Below are 23,700 nucleotides of genomic sequence, written 5' to 3'. Positions count from 1 at the left end.
TCAGCGGTCATGTCACCCGTGTCATCTTCGTCCTTAAATAAAATGTTGCGGGAAACATAGCCGACGCTGGAAAAGAGGCTTTGGAAGTAAAGCCAGCTATTGTCCGACTGTACACTTTGCGTACTTAGACGAATGGAAGCACTGTCGACAGGAATAACAGTGCTGATTGCAGGTGGTTCAATAGAGGGTGAGGGTATCTGATCGCCCTGGGTCAATTCAGGGCCTTCAATATAAAACTCCAAGTTTGGAGCATATGCTGTGCTTTTATCATAATAAGCACTAATCGAGTAATTGCCGAAAGGCAATTCTTTATTGGCTCTAACTAGCCAACTGCCATTGGCATCTGCTGTCGCCTCCGCCAGAATTTCGTTGCGAGCATTGGTTTTGCACACTTTAATTCGTGCGCCCGGTGACGCCTTGCCAAGGAAAATAGGCATGCGTTTGGGCGGTAGGGTAACAATAGGGGAATAGAGAGTTGGAGCGTCCATGACATGATTTCCGAAGTGGAAAATGTCAGCTCACGTTGGACCTGGATTGGGCATCCATCTACTGTGAAAAGTAACAGATACGACAGACGGTAATCAGCGGCGTGAGTGCAAGCGAGTCGTCGTCAGCATGTTCACGCCACTGAGTTGGCTTTCGGGTTCAGGACTGGTATTGACTGAGTAACCGCTCCATCCGCGCATCCAGCCGGCGCTTGATCTCGGTTTCAATATGCGGGGCAAAGTCGTCGATCACGTCTTGCATGATCAGCTGTGCGGCAGCGCGCAGTTCGTTGTCCAGGTGCAGCAGCAGGGCGTCGGGCGCTTTTTCGGTGGTAACTGGAGCAGGCGCGGCCTCTGCAACGGGGGCGGGGGCGACAGGCACCGGTGCAGCAGGCTTGCCACCGACCATGTCGAACAACAGCGGAATCTGCACCTCGCCATCGACCGTTTCGGTCAGCAGCGGCGGTTGCAAGCCATCATCACCGAGCAACTGGCGGATCGATTCAAGGTCGTCCAGCAGGTGGTCGTCTTTTTTTATAGGGTTTGGCGTGTCCATCATGTACTCAAAGTCGTTGTAGCCGGTGATCTTGCAGAGAATAGCCCTGTTCGCGGTAGAAACGGAAACTCTCCCGCGCGGCCTGACGAATAGCCGGGTCTTCCACCACCACTTCCGCCACACGGGCAAACGCCTTGGCAAAGGCCGGTACTTTCAGGTCGAGGTTGACCAGCAGGTCGTGGTGATCGCCGCAACTGTCGCCCAGGCCCAGTACCACCAGGCTCTCTGGCTCGGACTCGGCAGGGCCGTGAGGCACGAAGCTCTCGCCCTTGAAGCGCCACAGGCGGGCGTCGAGGTCATCACGCTGGGCGGCATCGCTGCAATGCAGGTAGATGCGGTGGCCCATGCGCCAGGCTTTTTCGGTGAGTTTGCAGGCAAAGTCCAGGCGCGCAGAGGGATCGGCGCTGGGCAATATATAGAAGTCGACTTGGGTCATTGCGGTTCCTGAGACCGGGGCGGCACGCGGGCCGCCCCGGAATCTTCAGTTTCAGGCTTTGGCGCGATCCAGCAGGTACTGGGTCAGCAGTGGCACTGGGCGGCCGGTGGCGCCCTTGTCCTTGCCGCCGCTGGTCCAGGCCGTGCCGGCGATGTCCAGGTGCGCCCAGTTGAAGTTCTTGGCAAAGCGCGACAGGAAGCAGGCCGCGGTGATGGTGCCGGCTTTCGGGCCGCCGATGTTGGCGATGTCCGCGAACGGGCTGTCCAGTTGTTCCTGGTATTCGTCGAACAGCGGCAGTTGCCAGGCGCGGTCGTCGGCCGCCTTGCCGGCGCTGAGCAGTTGCTCGATCAATTCATCGTTATTGCCCAGCAGGCCCGAAGTGTGGGCGCCCAGGGCAACCACGCAGGCACCGGTCAGGGTGGCGATGTCGATCACGGCTTGTGGCTTGAAGCGTTCGGCGTAGGTCAGCGCATCGCACAGCACCAGGCGGCCTTCGGCGTCGGTGTTGAGGATTTCAACGGTCTGGCCGCTCAAGGTGGTGACGATATCGCCCGGACGGGTCGCGCCGCCGCTTGGCATGTTCTCGGCACACGCCAGGATGCACACCAGGTTGATCGGCAGCTTGAGTTCCAGCACGGCACGCAGGGTGCCGAACACGCTGGCGGCGCCGCCCATGTCGTACTTCATCTCATCCATGCCCAGGCCTGGCTTGAGGCTGATGCCGCCGGTGTCAAAGGTGATGCCTTTGCCCACCAGGGCGTACGGCTTCTCGGACTTCTTGCCGCCGTTGTATTGCATCACGATCAGGCGTGGCGGCTGGTCGCTGCCCTGGCCCACGGCATAGAACGAGCCCATGCCCAGTTCCTTGATCTTCTTCTCGTCCAGCACTTCAACTTTCAGGCCCTTGAACTCTTTGCCCAATGCCTTGGCTTGCTCGCCCAGGTAAGTCGGGTGGCAGATGTTCGGCGGCAGGTTGCCCAGGTCGCGGGTGAAGGACATGCCGTTGGCGATGGCGGTGGCGTGAGTCACGGCGCGCTCGACTTCAGCCTGGGCCGCCTTGATGGTCAGCAGGGTGATTTTTTTCAGAGCGCGCGGTTCGGCTTTCTGGCTCTTGAACTGATCGAAAATGTAGCCGCCGTCTACCAGGCTTTCGGCCAGCAGGCGGGTCTTGCCGTAGCTGTCGCGGCCTTTTACGACGATTTCATCGAGTGCCAGTGCTGCATCGCTGCCGCCCAGGCCCTTGAGGGTATTGAGGATGCCACTGATGATCTTGCGGAACGGACGGTCGCCCAGTTCGGCGTCCTTGCCCACGCCCACCAGCAATACGCGGTCGGCTTTGAGGTTAGGCAGGCTTTGCAGCAGCAGGCTCTGACCGACTTTGCCGGCCAGGTCGCCGCGCTTGAGCACGGCGCTGATGGCGCCACCGCTGAGTTCATCCAGTTGCTTGGCGGCGACGCCGAGCTTGCGGCCTTCGCCGACAGCGACCACGAGGGTGGCGGTTTTCAACGTTTCGGGGCTAACGCTTTTTACAACCAATTCCATTTTCGGGTCCCTTATAAAGGTCTGTGAGCCTGAGTCTGTACCCAGGCTTTAACACGTGGCAGCTCTGTAAACCACCCGCGACAAAGGCCGCAGTTTGAACCTCGCCAGCGGAGCCTGACAACCCTTGGCGCATGCTTTGTGCGCGCGCGTGAGGTTGCGCAGTGACAGGCGCGGTCAATCACAGGATAATGCGCCATCTTTTTAGCCGGCCCGTGCAAACGGGTCGACAACGGTATGCTTGCTTGTTTGGCCGCCTTAGCCTGACAACCCTGGAGTGTCTGGTTTGATCGTCTTCCGTTATCTGTCCCGCGAAGTCCTGTTGACCCTGAGTGCCGTGAGTGCGGTGCTGTTGGTCATCACCATGAGTGGTCGTTTCGTCAAATTCCTGGCTCAGGCCGCTTCCGGCGCCCTGGATCCGGGCTCATTGTTCCTGATCATGGGCTTTCGGCTGCCGGGCTTTTTGCAGCTGATCCTGCCGCTTGGCCTGTTTCTCGGCATTCTGCTGGCTTATGGCCGGTTGTACCTTGAAAGTGAAATGACCGTGCTTTCGGCCACTGGCATGAGCCAGCAGCGTCTGCTCGGCATGACCATGGTGCCGGCCGCCGGCGTTGCCTTGGTGGTGGCCTGGCTGAGCATGAGCCTGGCGCCTCAGGGCGCCATGCAGTTTCAACTGCTGCTGAACAAGCAGGATGCGATGACTGAGTTCGACACCCTGGAGCCTGGGCGCTTTCAGGCGCTCAACGACGGTACGCGGGTGACCTACACGGAAACCATGACCGATGACCGTGCCAACCTCGGCGGTGTGTTTATTTCCCAGAAAAATCAGGGCGAGAACCAGAAAGATCGGGGCATTTCGATTCTGGTGGCCGACAGCGGGCACCAGGAAGTGCGCCCGGATGGCAGCCGTTACCTGATCCTGGAAAACGGTTATCGCTATGACGGCAGCCCTGGCCTGGCGAATTATCGGGCGATCAAGTACGACACCTATGGCGTAATGCTCGCAAGGCCGGATATCAGTGAAGAGGTGACGGACCGCGATGCGCTGCCGACCGCGTCGCTGTTCGGTAGCCAGGAGCTGCGCTCCATCGCCGAGCTGCAATGGCGTATTTCCCTGCCGCTGCTGGTATTCATCGTGACCTTGATGGCCGTGCCGCTGTCCAGGGTCAACCCGCGTCAGGGCCGCTTCCTCAAGCTGTTGCCGGCCATCCTGCTGTATATGGCCTACCTGACATTACTGACGTATGCCCGTGGCTGGCTGGAGAACGGCAAGACGCCGCGTTTGCTCGGCCTATGGTGGATTCACGCGCTATTCCTGTCCATTGGCCTGGCTCTACTTTATTGGGAACCGTTGCGCTTGAAGATGCAGAGTCGTCGCAGCATGAAGGAGATGGCTCGTGGTTAAGCTCGACCGCTACATTGGCAGCAGTGTACTGATCGCGATCCTGGCCGTGCTGGGCATCATTATCGGCCTGGCATCGCTGTTCGCTTTGGTTGATGAAATGAAAAGCGTCAACGCCACCTACACCGTATGGAACGTGCTGAGCTACGTGCTCCTCACCGCCCCGCGACGCCTTTACGAAATGATGCCGATGGCCGCACTGATCGGCTGCCTGATCGGCCTGGGCAGCCTGGCCAGCAACAGCGAACTGACCATCATGCGTGCCGCCGGTGTGTCCATTGGCCGTATCGTCTGGGCGGTCATGAAGCCCATGCTGTTGCTGATGGTGTGCAGCGTGCTGATCGGCGAATACGTGGCGCCGCCGTCCGAAGCCACGGCCCAGGCCAATCGCGCCCTGGCCCAGGGTTCGGGCGATGCGCAAAGCGCCAAGCACGGCCTGTGGCACCGCCAGGGGGATGAGTTCATCCACATCAACGCTGTCCAGCCCGACGGACTGTTGATTGGTGTCACGCGCTACAGGTTCGACAAAGAGCGTCATATGCTGTCGTCCAGTTTCGCCAAAAGCGCGCAGTACAGTAATGAAAAATGGCAACTGACTGACATCACCACGACTTATTTCCGCAATGTCGGCCAAGGTAACAAGGCCAGCACCGAAGTGATCAATGTGCCGAGCGAAGAGTGGGGTATCTCGCTCAAGCCGGAATTGCTCAATACGGTGGTGATGATCCCCGAAAGCCTGCCGATCTCCGGTTTGTGGAGCTATATCCATTACCTGAAGGATCAGGGGCTGAACAACGGCCGCTACTGGCTGGCATTTTGGGTCAAGGTGCTGCAGCCGGTGGTGACCGCTGCGCTGGTGCTGATGGCGATCTCGTTCGTCTTCGGCCCGCTGCGCTCGGTGACGCTCGGTCAGCGAGTGTTTACCGGCGTACTCGTGGGCTTTACCTTCCAGATCGCCCAGAACCTGCTCGGTCCCTTGAGCCTGGTATTCGGTTTCTCGCCGTTGTTTGCGGTGCTGGTGCCGACGGGCATCTGCGCCCTGGCCGGGTTCTGGCTGTTGCGCCGAGCCGGTTGATACCGCGCTTATGAACAAAAAATGCCCCGGTCGAGAGATCGGGGCATTTTTGTTCTGGTCAGCAAAGATGACGTTTGGCCTGAGCATCAGGTACAATTCCCGGCTATTTTTCAGCGGGCAATCTGCCTGCAGCCTTTTTGAGTGTTGATCCGTGAGTGATTTGAGTCATATCCGCAATTTCTCCATCATCGCCCACATTGACCATGGCAAGTCGACGCTGGCCGATCGATTCATCCAGATGTGCGGCGGCCTTGCCGAGCGTGAAATGGAAGCCCAGGTCCTGGACTCCATGGACCTCGAGCGGGAACGCGGGATCACCATCAAGGCCCACAGCGTTACCCTGTACTACACCGCCAAAGACGGTATCAAGTACCAGCTGAACTTCATTGACACCCCCGGCCACGTTGACTTCACCTACGAAGTCAGCCGCTCGTTGGCCGCCTGTGAGGGCGCCTTGCTGGTGGTCGATGCGGGCCAGGGCGTAGAAGCCCAGTCCGTCGCCAACTGCTACACCGCGATCGAGCAGGGCCTTGAGGTCATGCCGGTACTGAACAAGATCGACCTGCCACAGGCCGATCCGGACCGCGTCAAAGAAGAAATCGAAAAAATCATCGGCATTGACGCCACCGACGCCGTCGAGTGCAGCGCCAAGACCGGCCTGGGCGTCGACGAAGTGCTCGAGCGCCTGGTCAAGACCATTCCTGCGCCAACCGGCAACTACGAAGATCCGCTGCAAGCGTTGATCATCGACTCCTGGTTCGACAACTACCTGGGCGTTGTTTCCCTGGTGCGTGTACGCCACGGCCGGGTGAAGAAGGGCGACAAGATCCTGGTTAAATCCACCGGCAAGATCCACCTGGTGGACAGCGTCGGCGTATTCAACCCCAAGCACACCGCCACCACTGACCTGAAGGCCGGTGAAGTGGGCTTCATCATTGCCGGTATCAAGGACATTCACGGTGCGCCGGTCGGTGACACCCTGACCTTGAGCTCCACCCCTGACGTCGACGTGCTGCCGGGCTTCAAACGCATCCAGCCGCAGGTTTACGCCGGCCTGTTCCCGGTCAGCTCCGACGACTTCGAAGACTTCCGCGAAGCCCTGCAAAAGCTGACCCTCAACGACTCGTCGTTGCAGTACACCCCGGAAAGCTCCGACGCCCTGGGCTTCGGCTTCCGCTGCGGCTTCCTGGGCATGTTGCACATGGAGATCATCCAGGAGCGCCTGGAGCGCGAATACGACCTGGACCTGATCACCACCGCGCCAACGGTTATTTTTGAGCTGGCGCTGAAAACCGGTGAAACGATTTACGTCGACAACCCGTCCAAGCTTCCAGATCTGTCCTCCATCGAAGACATGCGCGAGCCGATCGTGCGGGCCAATATCCTGGTGCCGCAGGAACACCTGGGCAACGTCATTACCCTGTGTATCGAAAAACGTGGCGTACAACACGACATGTTGTTCCTCGGTACCCAAGTGCAAGTGACCTACGATTTGCCGATGAACGAAGTGGTCCTGGACTTCTTCGACCGTCTCAAATCCACCAGTCGCGGCTATGCTTCGCTGGATTACCATTTCGATCGTTATCAATCGGCTAATCTGGTGAAACTGGATGTGCTGATCAACGGCGACAAGGTCGATGCCCTGGCGCTGATCGTGCACAAGGACAACGCGCACTACAAAGGTCGCCAGTTGACCGAAAAGATGAAAGAACTGATTCCGCGCCAGATGTTCGACGTCGCGATCCAGGCCGCCATTGGCGGGCAGATCATTGCACGGACCTCCGTCAAGGCACTCAGAAAGAACGTACTGGCCAAATGCTACGGCGGTGACGTAAGCCGTAAGCGCAAGCTGCTTGAGAAGCAAAAGGCCGGTAAAAAACGCATGAAGCAAGTGGGCAACGTGGAAATTCCACAGGAAGCCTTCCTTGCGGTGCTCAGGTTGGATAGTTAGGTCCTATGTCACTAAATTTCCCGCTGTTGCTGGTTATCGCCGTCGCCGTTTGCGGCCTCCTGGCGTTGCTCGATCTGGTGTTCTTCGCCCCGCGTCGGCGGGCGGCTATCGCCTCCTATCAGGGCAGCGTCAGCCAGCCCGATGCGGTGGTGGTCGAGAAGCTGAACAAAGAGCCCTTGCTGGTTGAATACGGCAAGTCGTTCTTCCCGGTGTTGTTCATCGTACTGGTGCTGCGTTCGTTCCTGGTTGAGCCGTTTCAGATTCCTTCGGGGTCGATGAAACCTACCCTGGACGTGGGCGACTTCATTCTGGTGAACAAGTTTTCCTACGGGATACGCCTGCCGGTGATCGACAAGAAAGTCATCCCGGTCGGTGACCCGCAACGCGGCGATGTGATGGTGTTCCGCTACCCAAGCGACCCGAACGTCAACTACATCAAGCGCGTCGTGGGCCTGCCGGGTGACGTGATTCGCTACACCAGCGACAAGCGCCTGTTCATCAACGGTGAGTCGGTGGCCGAGCAGTTGATCGGCGCTGAGCCGAACACCTTGGGCAGCGCCGAGCTGTACCGGGAAAAACTCGGGGCGGTAGAGCACGAAATCCGCAAGGAAATGAGCCGCTACCGCGCGATGCCCGATGGCGAATGGAAAGTGCCTGCCGGGCACTACTTCATGATGGGTGACAACCGCGACAACTCCAACGACAGCCGGTACTGGGATGACCCCAATATTCCCAAGGACCTGCTGGGCATGGTTCCCGACGAGAACATTGTCGGCAAGGCCTTTGCGGTCTGGATGAGTTGGCCGGAACCCAAACTCAGCCACCTGCCGAACTTCTCGCGGGTCGGGCTGATCAAGTAATACAGGCGGCGCTGTGAACACAGCGCCGAATGCTTTTCTGGGGCTTGGACAATGCACCGTCCGGCCTCATGCGGCACCAACCAGGATTTGAATTTGAACACTGCGTCAATCGTCGATGGCCGCCGGTGCCACCAACTAGATATGGATAAACCGTGACCGTTTCTCTCAGTCGTCTCGAGCGCCAGCTCGGCTACACCTTCAAGGACCAGGAATTGATGGTCCTTGCCCTCACACACCGCAGTTTTGCAGGGCGTAATAACGAACGCCTGGAATTTCTCGGTGACGCCATTCTCAACTTTGCCGCCGGTGAGGCGCTGTTCGAGCGCTTCCCGCAAGCGCGCGAAGGCCAGCTGTCACGCCTGCGTGCACGCCTGGTGAAAGGCGAGACCCTGGCCGTGCTGGCCCGTGGTTTCGGCCTGGGCGAGTACCTGCGCCTGGGTTCCGGTGAATTGAAAAGCGGTGGGTTCCGTCGCGAATCGATCCTGGCCGATGCCCTGGAAGCGTTGATTGGTGCGATCTACCTGGATGCAGGCATGGAGACGGCCAAGGAGCGCGTCGTTGCCTGGCTCGCGTCGGAGATCGAAAGCCTCACGCTGGTCGACACCAACAAAGATCCCAAGACCCGCCTGCAGGAGTACCTGCAGTCGCGTGGTTGCGAACTGCCACGCTACGAAGTGGTGGATATCCAGGGTGAGCCGCATTGCCGCGTCTTCTTCGTGGAATGTGAAATCACCTTATTGAATGAAAAAAGCCGAGGTCAGGGTGTGAGCCGTCGTATTGCCGAACAGGTAGCGGCGGCTGCAGCACTGATTGCCCTGGGCGTGGAGAATGGCCATGACTGATTCAACCGCAACACGCTGTGGCTATGTTGCCATCGTCGGCCGCCCGAACGTGGGCAAGTCCACGCTGCTGAACCACATCCTGGGCCAGAAGCTCGCGATCACCTCGCGCAAGCCGCAGACCACCCGCCACAACATGCTGGGCATCAAGACCGAAGGCGCCGTGCAAGCGGTGTACGTCGACACGCCAGGCATGCACAAAGGCGGCGAAAAAGCGCTGAACCGCTACATGAACAAAACCGCTTCGGCGGCGTTGAAAGACGTCGACGTGGTGATCTTCGTGGTTGACCGCACCAAGTGGACCGACGAAGACCAGATGGTTCTGGAGCGCGTGCAGTACGTCACCGGCCCGTTGATCGTCGCGCTGAACAAGACCGACCGCATCGAAGACAAAGCCGAACTGATGCCGCACCTGACGTGGCTGCAGGAACAACTGCCGAATGCCCAGATCATGCCGATCTCGGCCCAGCACGGTCACAACCTGGAAGCCCTGGAACGCGTGATCGCCGGTTACCTGCCGGAGAACGAGCACTTCTTCCCGGAAGACCAGATCACCGACCGCAGCAGCCGTTTTCTTGCCGCCGAACTGGTCCGCGAGAAAATCATGCGTCAGATGGGCGCCGAGCTGCCGTACCAGATCACCGTCGAAATCGAAGAGTTCAAGCAGCAGGGCAAAACCCTGCATATCCACGCCTTGATCCTCGTCGAGCGTGACGGCCAGAAGAAAATCATCATTGGCGACAAGGGCGAGCGCATCAAGCGCATCGGCACCGAGGCGCGCAAGGACATGGAATTGCTGTTCGATTCCAAGATCATGCTTAACCTGTGGGTGAAGGTTAAGGGTGGCTGGTCCGATGATGAGCGTGCGCTGCGTTCCCTGGGCTATGGCGACCTATAAAACACCGCCAGTAATTCTGTGTGAGCAAGCTTGTGGGAGCGGACTTGTGTGGGAGCCGGCTTGTGTGGGAGCTGGCTTGCCTGCGATAGCATCACCTCGGTACAACTGAAGAACCGAGGTGCCTGCATCGCGGGCAAGCCCGGCTCCCACACAAACCCGCTCCCACATTGGTTTATCGCTGTTCTTAAGTTCCGCGAAGAGACTTTCATGTCCCAAACCCCACCCACCAGCCAACTCGCCTACGTCCTGCACAGCCGCGCCTACCGCGAGACCAGCGCCCTGGTGGACTTCATCACGCCCCAAGGCCGCCTGCGCGCAGTGTTGCGCAGCGCGCGGGGCAAGGCAGGCACGTTGGCGCGGCCATTTGTGGCCCTGGACGTGGAATTTCGTGGCAAGGGCGAGCTGAAAAACGTCGGCCGCCTGGAAAGCGTCGGCACCTCCGCCTGGCTTAACGGCGAAGCGCTCTTCAGCGGCCTCTACCTCAATGAACTGCTGATACGCCTGCTGCCCGCCGAAGACCCGCACCCTGCGGTGTTCGACCACTACGCCGCCACACTCATAGCCCTGGCCGAAGGCCGCCCCCTGGAGCCGCTGCTGCGCGCCTTCGAATGGCGCCTGCTCGACGACCTCGGTTACGGCTTCGAACTGAGCAACGATTTGCACGGCGATCCCATTGCTGAAGACGGCATGTACCGCCTGCAAGTCGACGCCGGCCTTGAGCGCGTGTACCTGCTGCAACCGGGCCTGTTCCAGGGCACTGAGCTGCTGGCCATGAGCGAAGCCGACTGGAGCGCTCCCGGCGCCTTGTCTGCCGCCAAGCGCTTGATGCGTCAGGCACTGGCCGTGCACTTGGGCGGGCGGCCGCTGGTCAGTCGCGAGTTGTTTCGAAAGCCCTGACAACCCCGTGTATGCTGTGCAGCGTTTCTTTCCCTTTTCAGGAGCGCTTCCGTGACCACCAGCAATCGCATTCTTCTTGGCGTCAACATCGACCACGTCGCTACCCTGCGCCAGGCCCGGGGCACCCGTTACCCCGACCCGGTCAAGGCCGCGCTGGACGCCGAAGAAGCGGGCGCCGACGGCATCACCGTGCACCTGCGCGAAGACCGCCGCCACATCCAGGAGCGCGACGTGTTGCTGCTCAAGGACGTGCTGCAAACCCGCATGAACTTCGAAATGGGCGTGACCGAAGAAATGATGGCGTTCGCCGAGCGCATCCGCCCGGCGCATATCTGCTTGGTGCCGGAAACCCGTCAGGAACTCACCACCGAAGGCGGCCTCGACGTGGCCGGCCAGGAAGCGCGGATCAAGGCTGCGGTTGAGCGCCTGTCGAAGATCGGCAGCGAAGTCTCGCTGTTCATCGACGCCGACGAGCGCCAGATCGAAGCCTCACGCCGTATCGGCGCGCCGGCCATCGAACTGCACACCGGCCGCTACGCCGATGCCACCACGCCGACCGAAGTGGCTGACGAACTGCAGCGCATCATCGACGGCGTAAAGTGCGGCCTGAACGAAGGGCTGATCGTCAACGCCGGCCATGGTTTGCACTACCACAACGTCGAAGCCGTGGCTGCGATCAAGGGCATCAACGAACTCAACATCGGCCACGCGCTGGTGGCGCATGCGTTGTTCGTCGGTTTCAAAGGTGCCGTCGCCGATATGAAAGCGCTGATCCTGGCGGCTGCCAAACACTGAGTGAGCAATGTGGGAGCGGGCTTGTGTGGGAGCTGGCTTGCCTGCGATGCAGGCGACTCGGTCTATCAAACAGACCGAAGCGATGCTATCGCAGGCAAGCCAGCTCCCACAGGAAATCTCCAGAGCCTTCACCCGGGTTTTCGCCGTGCGGCAATGCGAAGCCTTACTGTTTAGCCGGGTCAGGTGTATCGTATCTGCCCTTTGCGGGCCTCTGGCCTGCGGCAGATACGTGAGGTTGTTGTGTCCCGATCCTTTTCCCGTCGACAAATCCTGGGTGGTCTTGCAGGCCTGGCCGTAGTGGGCGTCGGTGCCGGTGGCGGCTATCGCTACTGGCTGGGGAAAGTCGCAGACGCCGAAGCCGGGCACGATTACCAATTGATCGCAGCGCCGCTGGACGTAGAGTTGGTGCCAGGCCACAAAACCCAAGCCTGGGCATTCGGCCCGTCCGCGCCGGGCACTGAGTTGCGTGTGCGCCAGGGCGAGTGGCTGCGGGTGCGCTTTATCAACAACCTGCCGGTCGCCACCACCATTCACTGGCATGGCATCCGCCTGCCGCTGGAAATGGACGGCGTGCCTTACGTCTCGCAATTGCCGGTGTTGCCCGGTGAATACTTCGACTACAAATTCCGCGTGCCCGACGCCGGCAGCTACTGGTATCACCCGCACGTGAACAGCAGCGAAGAACTCGGCCGTGGCCTGGTCGGCCCGTTGATCATCGAAGAGCGCGAACCCACCGGTTTCAAACACGAGCGCACCCTCAGCCTGAAAAGCTGGCACGTGGACGAAGAGGGCGCGTTTGTCGCCTTCAGCGTGCCCCGTGAAGCGGCGCGTGGCGGCACGGCCGGGCGCCTGTCGACGATCAACGGCGTGTCCCAGGCCGTGATCGATTTGCCCGCCGGGCAGATCACCCGCGTGCGCCTGCTCAACCTCGACAACACCCTGACCTATCGCATCAACATCCCTGACGTCGAAGCGCAGATCTACGCGCTGGACGGCAACCCCGTCGAGCCGCGCCCGCTGGGCAAGGAATACTGGCTGGGCCCGGGCATGCGCATTTGCCTGGCGATCAAGGCACCGCCAGCCGGCGAAGAGCTGTCCATCCGCAACGGCCCGGTGCGCCTCGGTACCTTCCGTTCGGTGGCCAACACTGATGCACCCAACGAATGGCCACCGGCGCTGCCCGCCAACCCGATTGCCGAACCCGACCTGGCCAATGCGGAGAAACTCAACTTCAATTTCGAGTGGGTCGGCACGGTGTCGGTGGATGACGGCAAGCCGCCGAGCCTGTGGCAAATCAACGGCAAGGCCTGGGACATCACCGACAAGACCTGCGCCGACCGCCCGATCGCCAAGCTGGAAAAGGGCAAGAGCTACATTTTCGAATTGAAGAACATGACCCAGTACCAGCACCCGATCCACCTGCACGGCATGAGTTTCAAGGTGATTGCCTCGAACCGCCACAAGGTGATCCCGTATTTCACCGACACCTACCTGCTGGGCAAAAACGAGCGCGCCCGCGTGGCGTTGGTGGCGGATAACCCGGGGGTGTGGATGTTCCATTGCCACGTGATCGACCACATGGAAACCGGCCTGATGGCCGCCATCGAGGTGGCGTGATGCGCCAGATTCGCCCCGCCGCGATCATCGACCGCAGCCGCGACCAGGATTTCATGCGCGAAGCCCTGGCCCTCGCCGCCCAAGGCGCCGCACTCGGTGAAGTACCCGTGGGCGCAGTGCTGGTGCAGGACGGTGAAATCATCGGTCGCGGCTTTAACTGCCCGATCAGCGGCAACGACCCCAGCGCCCATGCCGAAATGGTCGCCATCCGCGCTGCCGCTCAGGCGATCAGCAACTACCGCCTGGTCGGCAGCACGCTGTATGTGACGCTGGAACCGTGCAGCATGTGCGCGGGCCTGATCGTGCACTCGCGCATTGCGCGGGTGGTATATGGCGCGTTGGAACCCAAGGCCGGGATTGTGCAAAGCCAGGGGCAGTTTTTTACCCAGGGGTTTCTCAACCATCGGGTGTTGTTTGAAGGTGGGGTGTTGGCGGAGGAATGCGGGACGGTGTTGAGTGAGTTCTTCAAGGCCAGAAGAGCCAAGCCCCCACTCTAAATAACACTGAAAACCAATGTGGGAGCTGGCTTGCCTGCGATAGCGGTGTATCAGCCACTGATGAATTGACTGACAGATAGCTATCGCGGGCAAGCCCGCTCCCACATGTTGATCTCCATTTAGTCAGGGATATCATCCTCACTTCTTGGCGATAATCACCGCCCGCATCGGCGCCGGCAGCCCTTCAATCGTCTTGCTGTGATCGTCCGGATCGAGGAAATCACTCAACGACTGATACTTCATCCACTCCGTGCCGCGCTGTTCCTCAACTGTGGTCACGCTCACATCCACACAGCGCACCTCACTGAAGCCTGCACGCCGTAGCCACAGCATCAACGCCGGCACCGAGGGCAGGAACCACACGTTACGCATCTGCGCGTAGCGGTCTTCCGGCACCAGCACTTGCTGCTGATCGCCTTCCACCACCAGGGTTTCCAATACCAGCTCACCGCCTTTGACCAGGCAATCTTTCAGCGCCAGCAGATGCTCAATCGGCGAGCGGCGGTGGTAGAACACACCCATGGAAAATACCGTGTCGAAGCCTTCCATGTTCGGCGGCAAATCTTCAAACGGGAACGGCAAGTGCCAGGCCTTCGGCGCCGACAAGTAGCGCTGCACCGCCTGGAACTGGCAGAAGAACAACCAGTTCGGGTCCACGCCAATCACGCTGTCGGCGCCGGCGCCGAGCATGCGCCACATGTAATAGCCGTTGCCGCAGCCCACATCGAGGATGCGCTTGCCCTTCAAATCCAGATGAGGCGCGACCCGCGACCACTTCCAGTCCGAACGCCATTCGGTGTCCACGTGCACGCCGAACAGGTTGAACGGGCCCTTGCGCCACGGGCTCAGGCCCATCAGCGCGGTGCGCATTTGCGCGCGGGTGGCGTCGTCGCAGTCAGTGTCGAGTGTCAGGCCGTTGAGCAGGTCGACGTCGCTGGGCTGAATGTTCGGCAGCGCATCCAGCGCGCTCTGCCAGCGTTCCAGGTCGCCATGACCCTTTTCCATCTTGCTATCGAGTTGCGCTTGCAGGCCCTGGGCCCACACAGCCAAAGGAGTACCGACCAGGTGGCGGGCGAGGGGGGACAGATCAATCATGGCAAGGCAATCAACGAGGCAAAGTTAAGACACTGGAACCACGGCACGACTTTCGAGAACCCGGCCGCCAGCAGGCGCTCACGGTGTTCTTCGAGGCTGTCGGGCTTCATGACGTTTTCGATGGCGCTGCGCTTCTGGGCGATTTCCAGTTCGCTGTAGCCGTTGGCGCGTTTGAACGCGATGTGCAGGTCGGTGAGCAGCGCATGTTCCTGCGGATCATTGAACCGCAGCTTTTCCGAGAGGATCAACGCACCGCCCGGCAGCAGCGACTGGCGGATGCGCCGGAGCAACGCCAGGCGCTCATCAGGGGCGATAAATTGCAGGGTGAAGTTCAGCGCTACCACCGAGGCCGGTTTGAACTGCAGCGCGAGGATATCGCCCTCGATCACTTCAACCGGCAGCAACTCCTGGAACATCGAGTCCTGGCCATTGAGGTATTCGCGGCAGCGCTCGACCATCGCCGCCGAGTTATCCACCGCGATCACCCGGCAACCGTCGGTGCGCACGTGGCGGCGCAAGGCCTGGGTCACCGCGCCGAGGGACGAGCCCAGGTCGTAGAGCACGCTGTTGGGTTGCGCAAACTGTGCGGCCAGCACACCGAGGTTCTCGACGATGGTGGGGTAACCGGGCACCGAGCGCTTGATCATGTCCGGGAACACCCGCACCACGTCCTCGTTAAAGGCGAAGTCCGGCACCTGGGGCAGGGGCTGGGCGAATAGGCGATCGGGTTCTTTGCTCACGGTTGTTCCGGCGACGAGGGGGAAAGCCCGGCATTTTAGCCAAATTGATCCTCGTGTGCGCGGGTTAAAGGGGACGCACTCATAGTACGGTGTCTATTTGTAGTGAATGTCGATGTGCCCTTTTAAGGTAATGGAAGTGCCTGAGCCTTCTGGATGGTCCTCTTCGGCATAGATTTCGTACTCGGCGACAATCTGTTGGGTGGTGTGGTTTACGGTAATAATCTCCAGCTTCAGGGTTCCCGGGCTGTAGTGTGTATCGATCAGGCCGGCATCAATGGCTACCCATTTGTTTACGTCGGGTACTTCGACGTTGTACTGCTTCTCTTCGATGTTGCCTGCCAGCCGGAACTCAATACCTTTTACCTGCTGCTCAAGCTCTGCATACCCGCCTGAAATTCTAAAGCCGTAGGGTTCCGTAAAGGCATTGGCGTATTCGAAGTCGCGTGGTTTCGCCCCGTTGATGCCCATGCTAAACACGTTGGTCGTATCAGATGTTGTGCTCATGTCGAGTATCTCGATAGTGCGACAAACCCATCCGGCTATCGCTTGCGAAACACTGTATGTTTTTTAATCGAGCGGTTTAACTGTCATAACTGACAGTTCTTTAGACCTGATTTGGCAGTGAAACCCGATGCTTATTGCCTAATCCTTTATTACACTCGCGATTGAGACGATTGCGAGAACGCCGAAGCCGTAATCCCCCACTGGCCCAACCAGTAAGTGGTGATCAACAAATACGGCGCCGCTTCAAATGACACCACAAACCGGTTGATCCCAATCAAGGTGTCGGAAAACACAAACGACACCGCACCCGCCGCCGCCAACAGCGCCGACTGTTTCGGCACCTCACTGCCCAGTCGCGCCAATGCACGCCAGAGCATGGCGCTGATCACCAGCGCATACACCACCACCGGAATCAGCAAGTCGCCCAGGCCGTGGGAAATCAGGATGCTCAACAGGATCGCGCCCACGCCCAGTGCCAATACCAGCGGCAACACCGCCAAGCGCCTGCAGTCGCTGAAATAGGCTTTCAAGTACGCCAGGTGCGCGAACAGGAAGGCGCCGAGGCCAAAGATAAACAGGTCGCCCGGCCAGGCGAGCAATACGTCGCCGACCAGGGAAAAAATCAGCCCCAGGCTGATCCAGCGTCGATAGTCGGTGGGCGGCGCATCATGCAGCCAGCCCAGCAATGCCAGCACCGGCAGCGGCTTGACCAACAGGCACAACAAGGTGGCATGGGTGGTCAGGCCGTAGATAAAGGTGCCGGCGCCCATCAACGCAAGAATCAGCCAAGGCATATCAGTTCACCGTAATGGCGCAGTCGAAGGTTTCGGCAGGTTCCGCTTCCGGTTCCCACGGTTGTTGCGACGTCAGGCGCAAACGGCCCTGGCCGGCCGCGAAGGCCTGGAAGCGCCAAGTGGATTGGCCGCCACCGCCGATCACACCGGATTCTGCGCTGCTGTAGACCTCGGGGCTCAGCGCACGCAGCACGCCGCCGGCGGAATCCTGGATGGCCCAGCGGTAGCCGGTGGTGGGGTTGCTTGGCAAGGTGAGGATCAGGTTTTGCCCGGTTTTAAGCTGAAGCGGGCAGGCGCTCTGGTTTTCCACGCTGACGTTTTGCTTGGGGGCACTGGCGCAGGCGCCCAGCAGGGCAAGGCTCAAGGGGAGAAGCAGGCGGGCAGCGGTCATGGAGGCTCCTTTGTATGGCGACGAAGGGCGAGCATAACCGAAGATGAGACAAGGTGTGACAGACAGCTGATCGTTCCCACGCTCCGCGTGGGAAGGCAGCCAGGGACGCTCTGCGTCCCAGCAGCGGACGCAGAGCGTCCAGAGAGGCGTTCCCACGCAGAGCGTGGGAACGATCAAATCAGATCAGAAAAGCACCTTCGCCACATCCGCAAAACGCTTGGCAAAGTGCACCGTCATGCCTTCCTTCAGGTACTCCGGCAACTCTTCAAAACTGCCGCGGTTCGGCTCCGGCAGAATCAACTCATGAATCTTCTGACGCCGCGCCGCAATGACCTTCTCACGCACCCCGCCAATCGGCAGCACATGCCCGGTCAGCGTCAGCTCGCCGGTCATGGCCACGCCTTTTTTCGGCGGCTGGTTGCGCGCCAGCGACAACAGCGCACTGGCCATGGTCACACCCGCACTCGGACCATCTTTGGGCGTAGCGCCTTCGGGTACGTGCAAGTGAACGAAGGCTTCGTCGAAGAACTTCGGATCGCCGCCAAACGACTTCAGATTCGAGCTGATGTAGCTGTAGGCAATCTCGGCGGACTCTTTCATCACTTCACCCAACTGCCCAGTGAGCTTGAAGCCGCGATTGAGCGTGTGGATGCGTGTCGCCTCAATCGGCAAGGTCGCGCCGCCCATGCTGGTCCAGGCCAGGCCGGTGATCACGCCGGTGCCGGACAGCACTTGCTCATTGCGGAACACCGGCATGCCCAGTGAGCTTTCCAGGTCTTTGTTGCCAATCTTGATCACCGAGTCCGGCTCATCCAGCAGCTTGACCACGGCTTTGCGCACCAGTTTGCCCAGCTGTTTCTCCAGCTGGCGCACCCCGGCTTCCCGCGCATAACCGTCGATCAGTGCGCGCAGGGCGCCGTCGCTGATGCTTAGGCTGTTTTTTGATACACCGGCTTTTTCCAGTTGCTTCGGCCACAGGTGACGCTTGGCGATGGCGACTTTTTCCTCGGTGATATAGCCCGACAGGCGAATCACTTCCATCCGGTCCAGCAACGGACCGGAGATCGAATCCAACGTGTTGGCAGTGCACACGAACAGCACTTTGGACAGGTCCAGGCGCAGGTCAAGGTAGTGGTCGAGGAATTCGACGTTCTGTTCCGGGTCGAGGGTTTCCAGCAAAGCCGAAGCCGGGTCGCCCTGGAAGCTCTGGCCCATCTTGTCGATTTCATCGAGCATGATCACCGGGTTCATCACTTCCACATCTTTAAGCGCCTGCACCAGCTTGCCGGGCAGGGCGCCGATGTAGGTGCGGCGATGGCCCTTGATCTCGGCCTCGTCGCGCATGCCGCCGACGCTGAAGCGGTAGAACGGCCGGCCCAGCGACTCGGCGATGGATTTGCCGACACTGGTCTTGCCCACGCCCGGCGGGCCGACCAGCAGCACGATGGAACCGGCGACTTCGCCTTTATAAGCGCCCACCGCGAGGAACTCGAGGATCCGGCTCTTGATGTCATCCAGGCCCGCATGGTGTTTATCCAGCACCTTGCGCGCGTGTTTCAGGTCGAGCTTGTCTTCGCCATACACGCCCCACGGCACGGCGGTCGCCCAGTCCAGGTAGTTTCGGGTCACGGCGTATTCCGGCGAGCCCGTTTCCAGGATCGACAGCTTGTTCATTTCTTCGCCGATGCGCTTTTGCGCCTGGGCGGGCAGCACTTTGCCCACCAGGCGTTGCTCGAACTGCTCGACGTCGGCGCTGCGATCGTCCTTGGTCAAGCCCAGCTCCTGCTGGATGACCTTGAGCTGTTCCTTGAGGAAGAATTCACGCTGGTGCTCGCCGATCTTGCGGTTCACTTCGGCGGAGAGTTCTTTTTGCAGGCGCGCAACTTCGACTTCCTTGCGCAGCATTGGCAGCACTTTTTCCATGCGCTTGAGCATGGGCACGCAGTCCAGCACTTCCTGCAACTCGTTACCGGTGGCCGAGGTCAACGCGGCGGCGAAGTCGGTGAGCGGTGACGGGTCGTTGGGGCTGAAGCGGTTGAGGTAATTCTTCAACTCTTCGCTGTACAGCGGGTTGAGGGGCAGCAGTTCCTTGATCGCATTGATCAGCGCCATGCCGTAGGCCTTGACCTCATCGGTCGGCTGGGTTGGCTGGTGCGGGTATTCGACTTCCACCAGGTACGGTGGGCGGTGGTGCTTGAGCCAGGTCTTGATGCGCACGCGGGTCAGGCCCTGGGCGACGAATTGCAGCTTGCCGTTCTCGCGGCTGGCGTGGTGCACCTTCACCAGCGTGCCGTACAGCGGCAGGCTGGAAGTGTCGAAGTGGCGCGGGTCTTCCGGCGGCGTGTCCATGAAGAACAGGGCCAGGGAGTGGTGGTCGGATTTGCTCACCAGCTCCAGGGTCTCGGCCCACGGTTCTTCATTGACGATCACCGGCAGCACTTGCGCCGGGAAGAACGGCCGATTGTGGATCGGAATGATGTAGACCTTGTCCGGCAGGTTTTGCCCAGGCAGGGCCAGGCCGGTGTTGGACGAAGCGTCGTGTTCAGCGTTTTCGGGGTCAGCGTAATCGTTCAAGTCGATGTCCGGGAATTCTTGCTGGTCGCTCATGGGGCACCTGCATAAGGAAGTATGCAGGTTAGATGGGGCGGGTCGACGGTGGTTTCAATGGTGGGGGAGAGATAGCAACATATTGCATAATATTTTCAAGAATGCCGTTTTACCCCCACATTTTGTACTGCATAAAGTCAGCTGATTTTGTGGAGGTAGGCCGGCAGCGGCTGCTCCGGTAGCACCGACAACACTTTCAACCGCTGCAACATCCGCTGGCGTGCGCGCTGCAAATGCTCACGCAGATTCAACGCTGCCGCATCAAAGGCGCCGTGCAGCAACAGCTCAAGAATCAGGCGATGTTCGGCGAGCATGGTCGGATCGGCGCCGATTCCCAGTAAACGGTAGAAAATCCGGCTGATGATCATCGGGCTCTGGCCCTGGCGAATCAGCGCGGCGATCTTGCGGTTTTGCAGGCCGGCCAGGCAGTGCTGGTGCAAATCCTCTTCGATCTGCTCGATGGCTTCCAGGCTGCATTGCGGATTTGCCTGGGCCGCCAGCACGCGTTGCAACATGGCTTCGAGCATGTCGCGGTCGAGGTTCGGCGCGCTCTGGCGTAGGGCTTCGGGCTCCAGGCAGGCGCGCAGTTCGTAGTCTTCGGTCACTTCGCGGGCGGTCAGCGGCCCGGCCAGCCATTGTGAGTACGGCTCTTTTTCCACCAGGCCGCGATCGCGCAAACGCATCAGCGCTTCACGCACCACGGCGCGGCTGACACCGTAGTGGTCGGCAGCGGCTTGCTCGTCCAGGCGATAATGGCCGAAGGCAATGCAGGTGGACAGCGCCGCACCGATTTCTTCGACGATGCGTTCGCCCAGCGGCCGCGTGTCGACCAGCTCGTCGTCGCCATTGAGGCCCAGGTGCGCGTGGCTCAGGGGCAGGCGCAGCGGCTCCATGGCCAGGCCTTCGGGGTTGATCAGGTAACCGCGGCCGTTGAAACGGCAGATCAGGCCCTCGTCATGCAGCAGGTCCAAGGCCTTGCGCACCGGTACGCGGCTGGTGCCGAACAATTCGGCCAGCGGCGCTTCGAGCAAGACCAGCCCGTGGCGCGCGGTGCCGTTGACGATCGCGTCACGCAACACCTGGTGAATCATCGCGTAGCGTGAGGCCGAGGCGGACACTGCTTTCATCGCATTCTCTGACGTAAAAAGTACTAAGTGGTGTAGGACGTAGGCCGGGGATTCTCTCATAGATGCACCTGTCACTCTGCGCCACGTCAGTGGCCCTTTTTGGGGCCTTGCACATCACCGTGTTACTTTTATGCACCAAAATGTACTGATTAATAAAAGATACATTATTTCATTCGAAGTCACCCCCAACACCGGCACCGTATTATTTTGCTTCCTGCAAAACCATCTAGCCCGTAGGTCTGGACGATAAAGCCTATCCGCAGAAAAACGGCTGTAAAGAGACTGGCACGAAAGCTGCCTTTATAAAACGTACATTTTATTAATATGTACGTTTTTTGAGGACCGCCCTGATGTCAGATGCCACATCAATGGCCGAGGCTTTCGCCAGGGGTCGCAGCGACCCGGTGCAAGCGCTCGAACAGGCTCTGCTCCACGCCAGCATGGCCCCGAGCGTATTTATTTCCCTGACCGCCGAGCGCGCCCGCCGCGAGGCCGAAGCCTCCGCCGCCCGCTGGCGTGCCGGCCAGCCCTTGAGCGTGTTCGATGGCGTGCCCTTGGCCTGGAAAGATCTGTTCGACCTGGCCGGCAGCATCACCACAGCCGGTGCCGCCTACCGTCGCGAGGCGCCCGCCGCCTTGCTCGACGCTCCGAGCGTCGGGTTGCTGTGCCGCGCCGGGATGGTCAGCGTAGGCAAGACCAACCTCAGTGAATTGGCCTATTCCGGCCTGGGCTTGAACCCACATTTCGGCACGCCCCAAAACCCCGGCAGTAGCGATCAACCGCGGATTCCCGGAGGCTCATCGTCGGGGTCGGCCGTGGCCGTGGCGGCCGGGATCGTGCCGATCGCCATGGGCACCGACACCGCCGGCTCGATCCGTATTCCCGCCGCGCTGAATGGCGTGGTCGGCTACCGCAGCAGTTGCCGACGCTACAGCCGCGACGGCGTATTCCCGCTGGCGCACACCCTCGACAGCCTCGGCCCACTGACCCGCAGCGTGCGCGATGCGCTGGCCATCGACGATTTGCTCAACGGCCGCAGCCAAACCCATAGCCCACGCAGCCTCAAGGGCCAGCGCTTTGTGCTTGAGCAAGGCGCACTCGAAGACATAGAGCCTGGCGTACGCAATAACCTGCTGCGTGCGGTGGACCAACTTAAGGCCGCAGGTGCGCTGATCGAAGTGCGCCCGTCAGCCACCTTCCAGGCCACGCTCAACCTGATCAAGCAGGACGGCTGGCTCGGTTCATTCGAAGCCTTCGCGCTGCACGAAGCCCTGCTCGACAGCCCCGAGGCCGAACAGCTCGACCCACGCGTACGCCGCCGCCTTGAAGCTGCGCGCTCATTGCCCGCCAGCCAATTGCTCCACCTGATCGACGCGCGCCGCCGCCTGCAATTGCAACTGATCGACGAACTCGAGGGCGCCGTGCTGATTACCCCGACCGTTGCCCATGTCGCCCCGCTGTTGGCGCCGCTTGAAGCCGACGACGATCTGTTTGTGAAAACCAACCTCGCCACCCTGCGCCTGACCATGCCCGGCAGTTTGCTCGACATGCCGGGCGTCAGTTTGCCCAGCGGCCGCGATGCCCAGGGCCTGCCCACCGGGCTGCTGCTCAGCGTCCCGACGGGCGAAGACGCACGCCTGTTGCGCACGGCGTTGTCCGTCGAATCCGTAATGACTATTTAAGGAGACACACCATGGCTAAAGACATTCTCTGTGCATTTGGCGTCGACGTTGACGCCGTTGCCGGCTGGCTCGGTTCCTACGGCGGCGAAGACTCGCCGGACGACATTTCCCGTGGCCTGTTCGCCGGTGAAATCGGCGCGCCACGCCTGCTCAAATTGTTCGAGCGTTACGGCCTGCGCACCACCTGGTTTATCCCTGGCCACTCGATGGAAACCTTCCCCGAGCAGATGAAGGCGGTGGCCGACGCCGGGCATGAAATCGGGGTGCACGGCTACAGCCACGAAAACCCCATTGCGATGACGGCCGAGCAAGAAGAAATCGTCCTGGATAAATCCATCGAACTGATCACCCAGGTCACCGGCAAACGCCCGACCGGCTACGTCGCGCCCTGGTGGGAATTCAGCAAGGTCACCAACGAGCTGCTGCTGAAAAAAGGCATCAAGTACGACCACAGCCTGATGCACAACGACTTCCACCCGTACTACGTGCGCAAGGGCGACAGCTGGACCAAGATCGACTACAGCCAGCACCCCGACACCTGGATGAAACCCCTGGTGCGCGGCGAAGAAACCGACTTGGTGGAGATCCCGGCCAACTGGTACCTCGATGACCTGCCGCCGATGATGTTCATCAAAAAAGCCCCCAACAGCCACGGCTTCGTCAACCCGCGCCACCTGGAAGAAATGTGGCGCGACCAGTTCGACTGGGTCTACCGCGAGCACGAACACGCGGTGTTCACCATGACCATCCACCCTGACGTGTCCGGTCGCCCGCAAGTGCTGTTGATGCTCGAGCGCTTGATCGAACACATCCAGAGCCATGCCGGCGTGCGCTTCGTCACCTTCGACGAAATCGCCGACGACTTTATCCGCCGCCAACCGCGTTCCTGAACCTTAGCCCACACCCCCGAGGC

Annotated in this window: 23 protein-coding genes; 12 read left to right on the top strand and 11 right to left on the bottom strand. The window is 60.3% G+C overall.

The genetic code is table 11. From position 1 onward, the window contains the following. From L8I05_RS28090 to L8I05_RS28075, 4 genes are all read right to left on the bottom strand, one after another. Nucleotides 1–488, bottom strand: a 488-nt coding sequence (locus tag L8I05_RS28090; protein ID WP_242176105.1) for a hypothetical protein, incomplete at its 3' end; no start/stop codon positions are given. 157 nt (nt 489–645) lie between these two features. After that, nucleotides 646–1,041 carry a DNA polymerase III subunit chi gene (locus L8I05_RS28085; RefSeq protein ID WP_242176095.1) on the bottom strand — a complete coding sequence of 132 codons (396 nt, stop codon included), beginning with the start codon at nt 1,039–1,041 and terminating at the stop codon, nt 646–648. A 7-nt stretch (nt 1,042–1,048) separates the two neighbouring features. Beyond that, the gene (locus L8I05_RS28080; RefSeq protein WP_177016393.1) at nt 1,049–1,477 is read right to left on the bottom strand and encodes a DNA polymerase III subunit chi; all 429 of its coding nucleotides are present in this window, start codon (nt 1,475–1,477) and stop codon (nt 1,049–1,051) included. Between the two features lie 51 nt (nt 1,478–1,528). Continuing rightward, nucleotides 1,529–3,019 carry a leucyl aminopeptidase gene (locus tag L8I05_RS28075; protein WP_159954416.1) on the bottom strand — a complete coding sequence of 497 codons (1,491 nt, stop codon included), beginning with the start codon at nt 3,017–3,019 and terminating at the stop codon, nt 1,529–1,531. Nucleotides 3,020–3,302: 283 nt separating this feature from the next. On the opposite strand from L8I05_RS28075, the gene lptF reads away from it, so the two are divergent. From lptF to tadA, 10 genes are all read left to right on the top strand, one after another. Continuing rightward, nucleotides 3,303–4,421 carry an LPS export ABC transporter permease LptF gene (lptF, locus tag L8I05_RS28070; protein ID WP_159954417.1) on the top strand — a complete coding sequence of 373 codons (1,119 nt, stop codon included), beginning with the start codon at nt 3,303–3,305 and terminating at the stop codon, nt 4,419–4,421. Next, on the top strand, nt 4,414–5,493 hold the full coding sequence (gene lptG, locus L8I05_RS28065) for an LPS export ABC transporter permease LptG (RefSeq protein ID WP_242176085.1): 1,080 nt from the start codon (nt 4,414–4,416) through the stop codon (nt 5,491–5,493). The genes lptF and lptG overlap by 8 nt, the downstream gene beginning before the upstream one ends. A 151-nt stretch (nt 5,494–5,644) precedes the next feature. Next, complete coding sequence (gene lepA, locus L8I05_RS28060; RefSeq protein ID WP_003210439.1) at nt 5,645–7,444, top strand: translation elongation factor 4; 1,800 nt, start codon at nt 5,645–5,647, stop codon at nt 7,442–7,444. Nucleotides 7,445–7,449: 5 nt separating this feature from the next. After that, entirely contained in the window at nt 7,450–8,304 is an 855-nt protein-coding gene (gene lepB, locus L8I05_RS28055; protein ID WP_159954419.1) for a signal peptidase I, read from the top strand. Nucleotides 8,305–8,456: 152 nt separating this feature from the next. Continuing rightward, entirely contained in the window at nt 8,457–9,146 is a 690-nt protein-coding gene (gene rnc, locus L8I05_RS28050) for a ribonuclease III (RefSeq protein WP_003188856.1), read from the top strand. Beyond that, nucleotides 9,139–10,041 carry a GTPase Era gene (gene era / locus L8I05_RS28045; protein ID WP_032886448.1) on the top strand — a complete coding sequence of 301 codons (903 nt, stop codon included), beginning with the start codon at nt 9,139–9,141 and terminating at the stop codon, nt 10,039–10,041. Before rnc ends, era begins: the two co-directional genes overlap by 8 nt. 207 nt (nt 10,042–10,248) lie before the next feature. Further along, nucleotides 10,249–10,938, top strand: coding sequence for a DNA repair protein RecO (gene recO / locus L8I05_RS28040; protein ID WP_242176077.1), 690 nt, complete (start codon nt 10,249–10,251; stop codon nt 10,936–10,938). Nucleotides 10,939–10,989: 51 nt separating this feature from the next. Beyond that, nucleotides 10,990–11,733: a pyridoxine 5'-phosphate synthase gene (pdxJ, locus tag L8I05_RS28035; protein ID WP_242176070.1), complete on the top strand. Its 744-nt coding sequence runs from the start codon at nt 10,990–10,992 to the stop codon at nt 11,731–11,733. Between the two features lie 240 nt (nt 11,734–11,973). Further along, nucleotides 11,974–13,350, top strand: coding sequence for a multicopper oxidase family protein (locus L8I05_RS28030; RefSeq protein WP_242176064.1), 1,377 nt, complete (start codon nt 11,974–11,976; stop codon nt 13,348–13,350). Beyond that, the gene (gene tadA / locus L8I05_RS28025) at nt 13,350–13,847 is read left to right on the top strand and encodes a tRNA adenosine(34) deaminase TadA (protein WP_159954423.1); all 498 of its coding nucleotides are present in this window, start codon (nt 13,350–13,352) and stop codon (nt 13,845–13,847) included. Before L8I05_RS28030 ends, tadA begins: the two co-directional genes overlap by 1 nt. 138 nt (nt 13,848–13,985) lie before the next feature. Here tadA and cmoB read toward each other — a convergent pair whose 3' ends face one another. From cmoB to L8I05_RS27990, 7 genes are all read right to left on the bottom strand, one after another. Continuing rightward, complete coding sequence (cmoB, locus tag L8I05_RS28020) at nt 13,986–14,942, bottom strand: tRNA 5-methoxyuridine(34)/uridine 5-oxyacetic acid(34) synthase CmoB (protein ID WP_242176055.1); 957 nt, start codon at nt 14,940–14,942, stop codon at nt 13,986–13,988. Continuing rightward, on the bottom strand, nt 14,939–15,682 hold the full coding sequence (gene cmoA / locus L8I05_RS28015) for a carboxy-S-adenosyl-L-methionine synthase CmoA (RefSeq protein ID WP_242176045.1): 744 nt from the start codon (nt 15,680–15,682) through the stop codon (nt 14,939–14,941). Before cmoA ends, cmoB begins: the two co-directional genes overlap by 4 nt. Nucleotides 15,683–15,775: 93 nt before the next feature. Beyond that, the gene (locus L8I05_RS28010; protein ID WP_242176037.1) at nt 15,776–16,186 is read right to left on the bottom strand and encodes a hypothetical protein; all 411 of its coding nucleotides are present in this window, start codon (nt 16,184–16,186) and stop codon (nt 15,776–15,778) included. Nucleotides 16,187–16,335: 149 nt separating this feature from the next. Next, nucleotides 16,336–16,980, bottom strand: coding sequence for a lysoplasmalogenase (locus L8I05_RS28005; RefSeq protein WP_242176027.1), 645 nt, complete (start codon nt 16,978–16,980; stop codon nt 16,336–16,338). Nucleotide 16,981: 1 nt separating this feature from the next. After that, nucleotides 16,982–17,371 carry a protease inhibitor I42 family protein gene (locus L8I05_RS28000; protein ID WP_242176017.1) on the bottom strand — a complete coding sequence of 130 codons (390 nt, stop codon included), beginning with the start codon at nt 17,369–17,371 and terminating at the stop codon, nt 16,982–16,984. 183 nt (nt 17,372–17,554) lie between these two features. Further along, on the bottom strand, nt 17,555–19,978 hold the full coding sequence (lon, locus tag L8I05_RS27995; protein WP_242176008.1) for an endopeptidase La: 2,424 nt from the start codon (nt 19,976–19,978) through the stop codon (nt 17,555–17,557). 137 nt (nt 19,979–20,115) lie between these two features. Continuing rightward, nucleotides 20,116–21,105, bottom strand: a complete 990-nt coding sequence (locus L8I05_RS27990) for a GntR family transcriptional regulator (RefSeq protein ID WP_159954430.1) — start codon at nt 21,103–21,105, stop codon at nt 20,116–20,118. Nucleotides 21,106–21,455: 350 nt separating this feature from the next. Between L8I05_RS27990 and L8I05_RS27985 the strand changes: the two genes are divergently transcribed. Then, a complete protein-coding gene (locus L8I05_RS27985; RefSeq protein ID WP_242175999.1) occupies nt 21,456–22,787 on the top strand; it encodes an amidase in 1,332 nt (443 codons plus the stop codon). 11 nt (nt 22,788–22,798) lie between these two features. Then, nucleotides 22,799–23,677 (top strand): polysaccharide deacetylase, encoded by an 879-nt coding sequence (locus tag L8I05_RS27980; protein WP_053254585.1) that lies wholly within the window; start codon nt 22,799–22,801, stop codon nt 23,675–23,677. Nucleotides 23,678–23,700: the final 23 nt, after the last annotated feature.

This window comes from Pseudomonas sp. MONT-RG-20F-20-E-7-02 (assembly GCF_022662395.1).
In the GTDB taxonomy this organism is placed as follows: domain Bacteria; phylum Pseudomonadota; class Gammaproteobacteria; order Pseudomonadales; family Pseudomonadaceae; genus Aquipseudomonas.
This window is presented reverse-complemented; position numbering and strand designations above follow the sequence as displayed.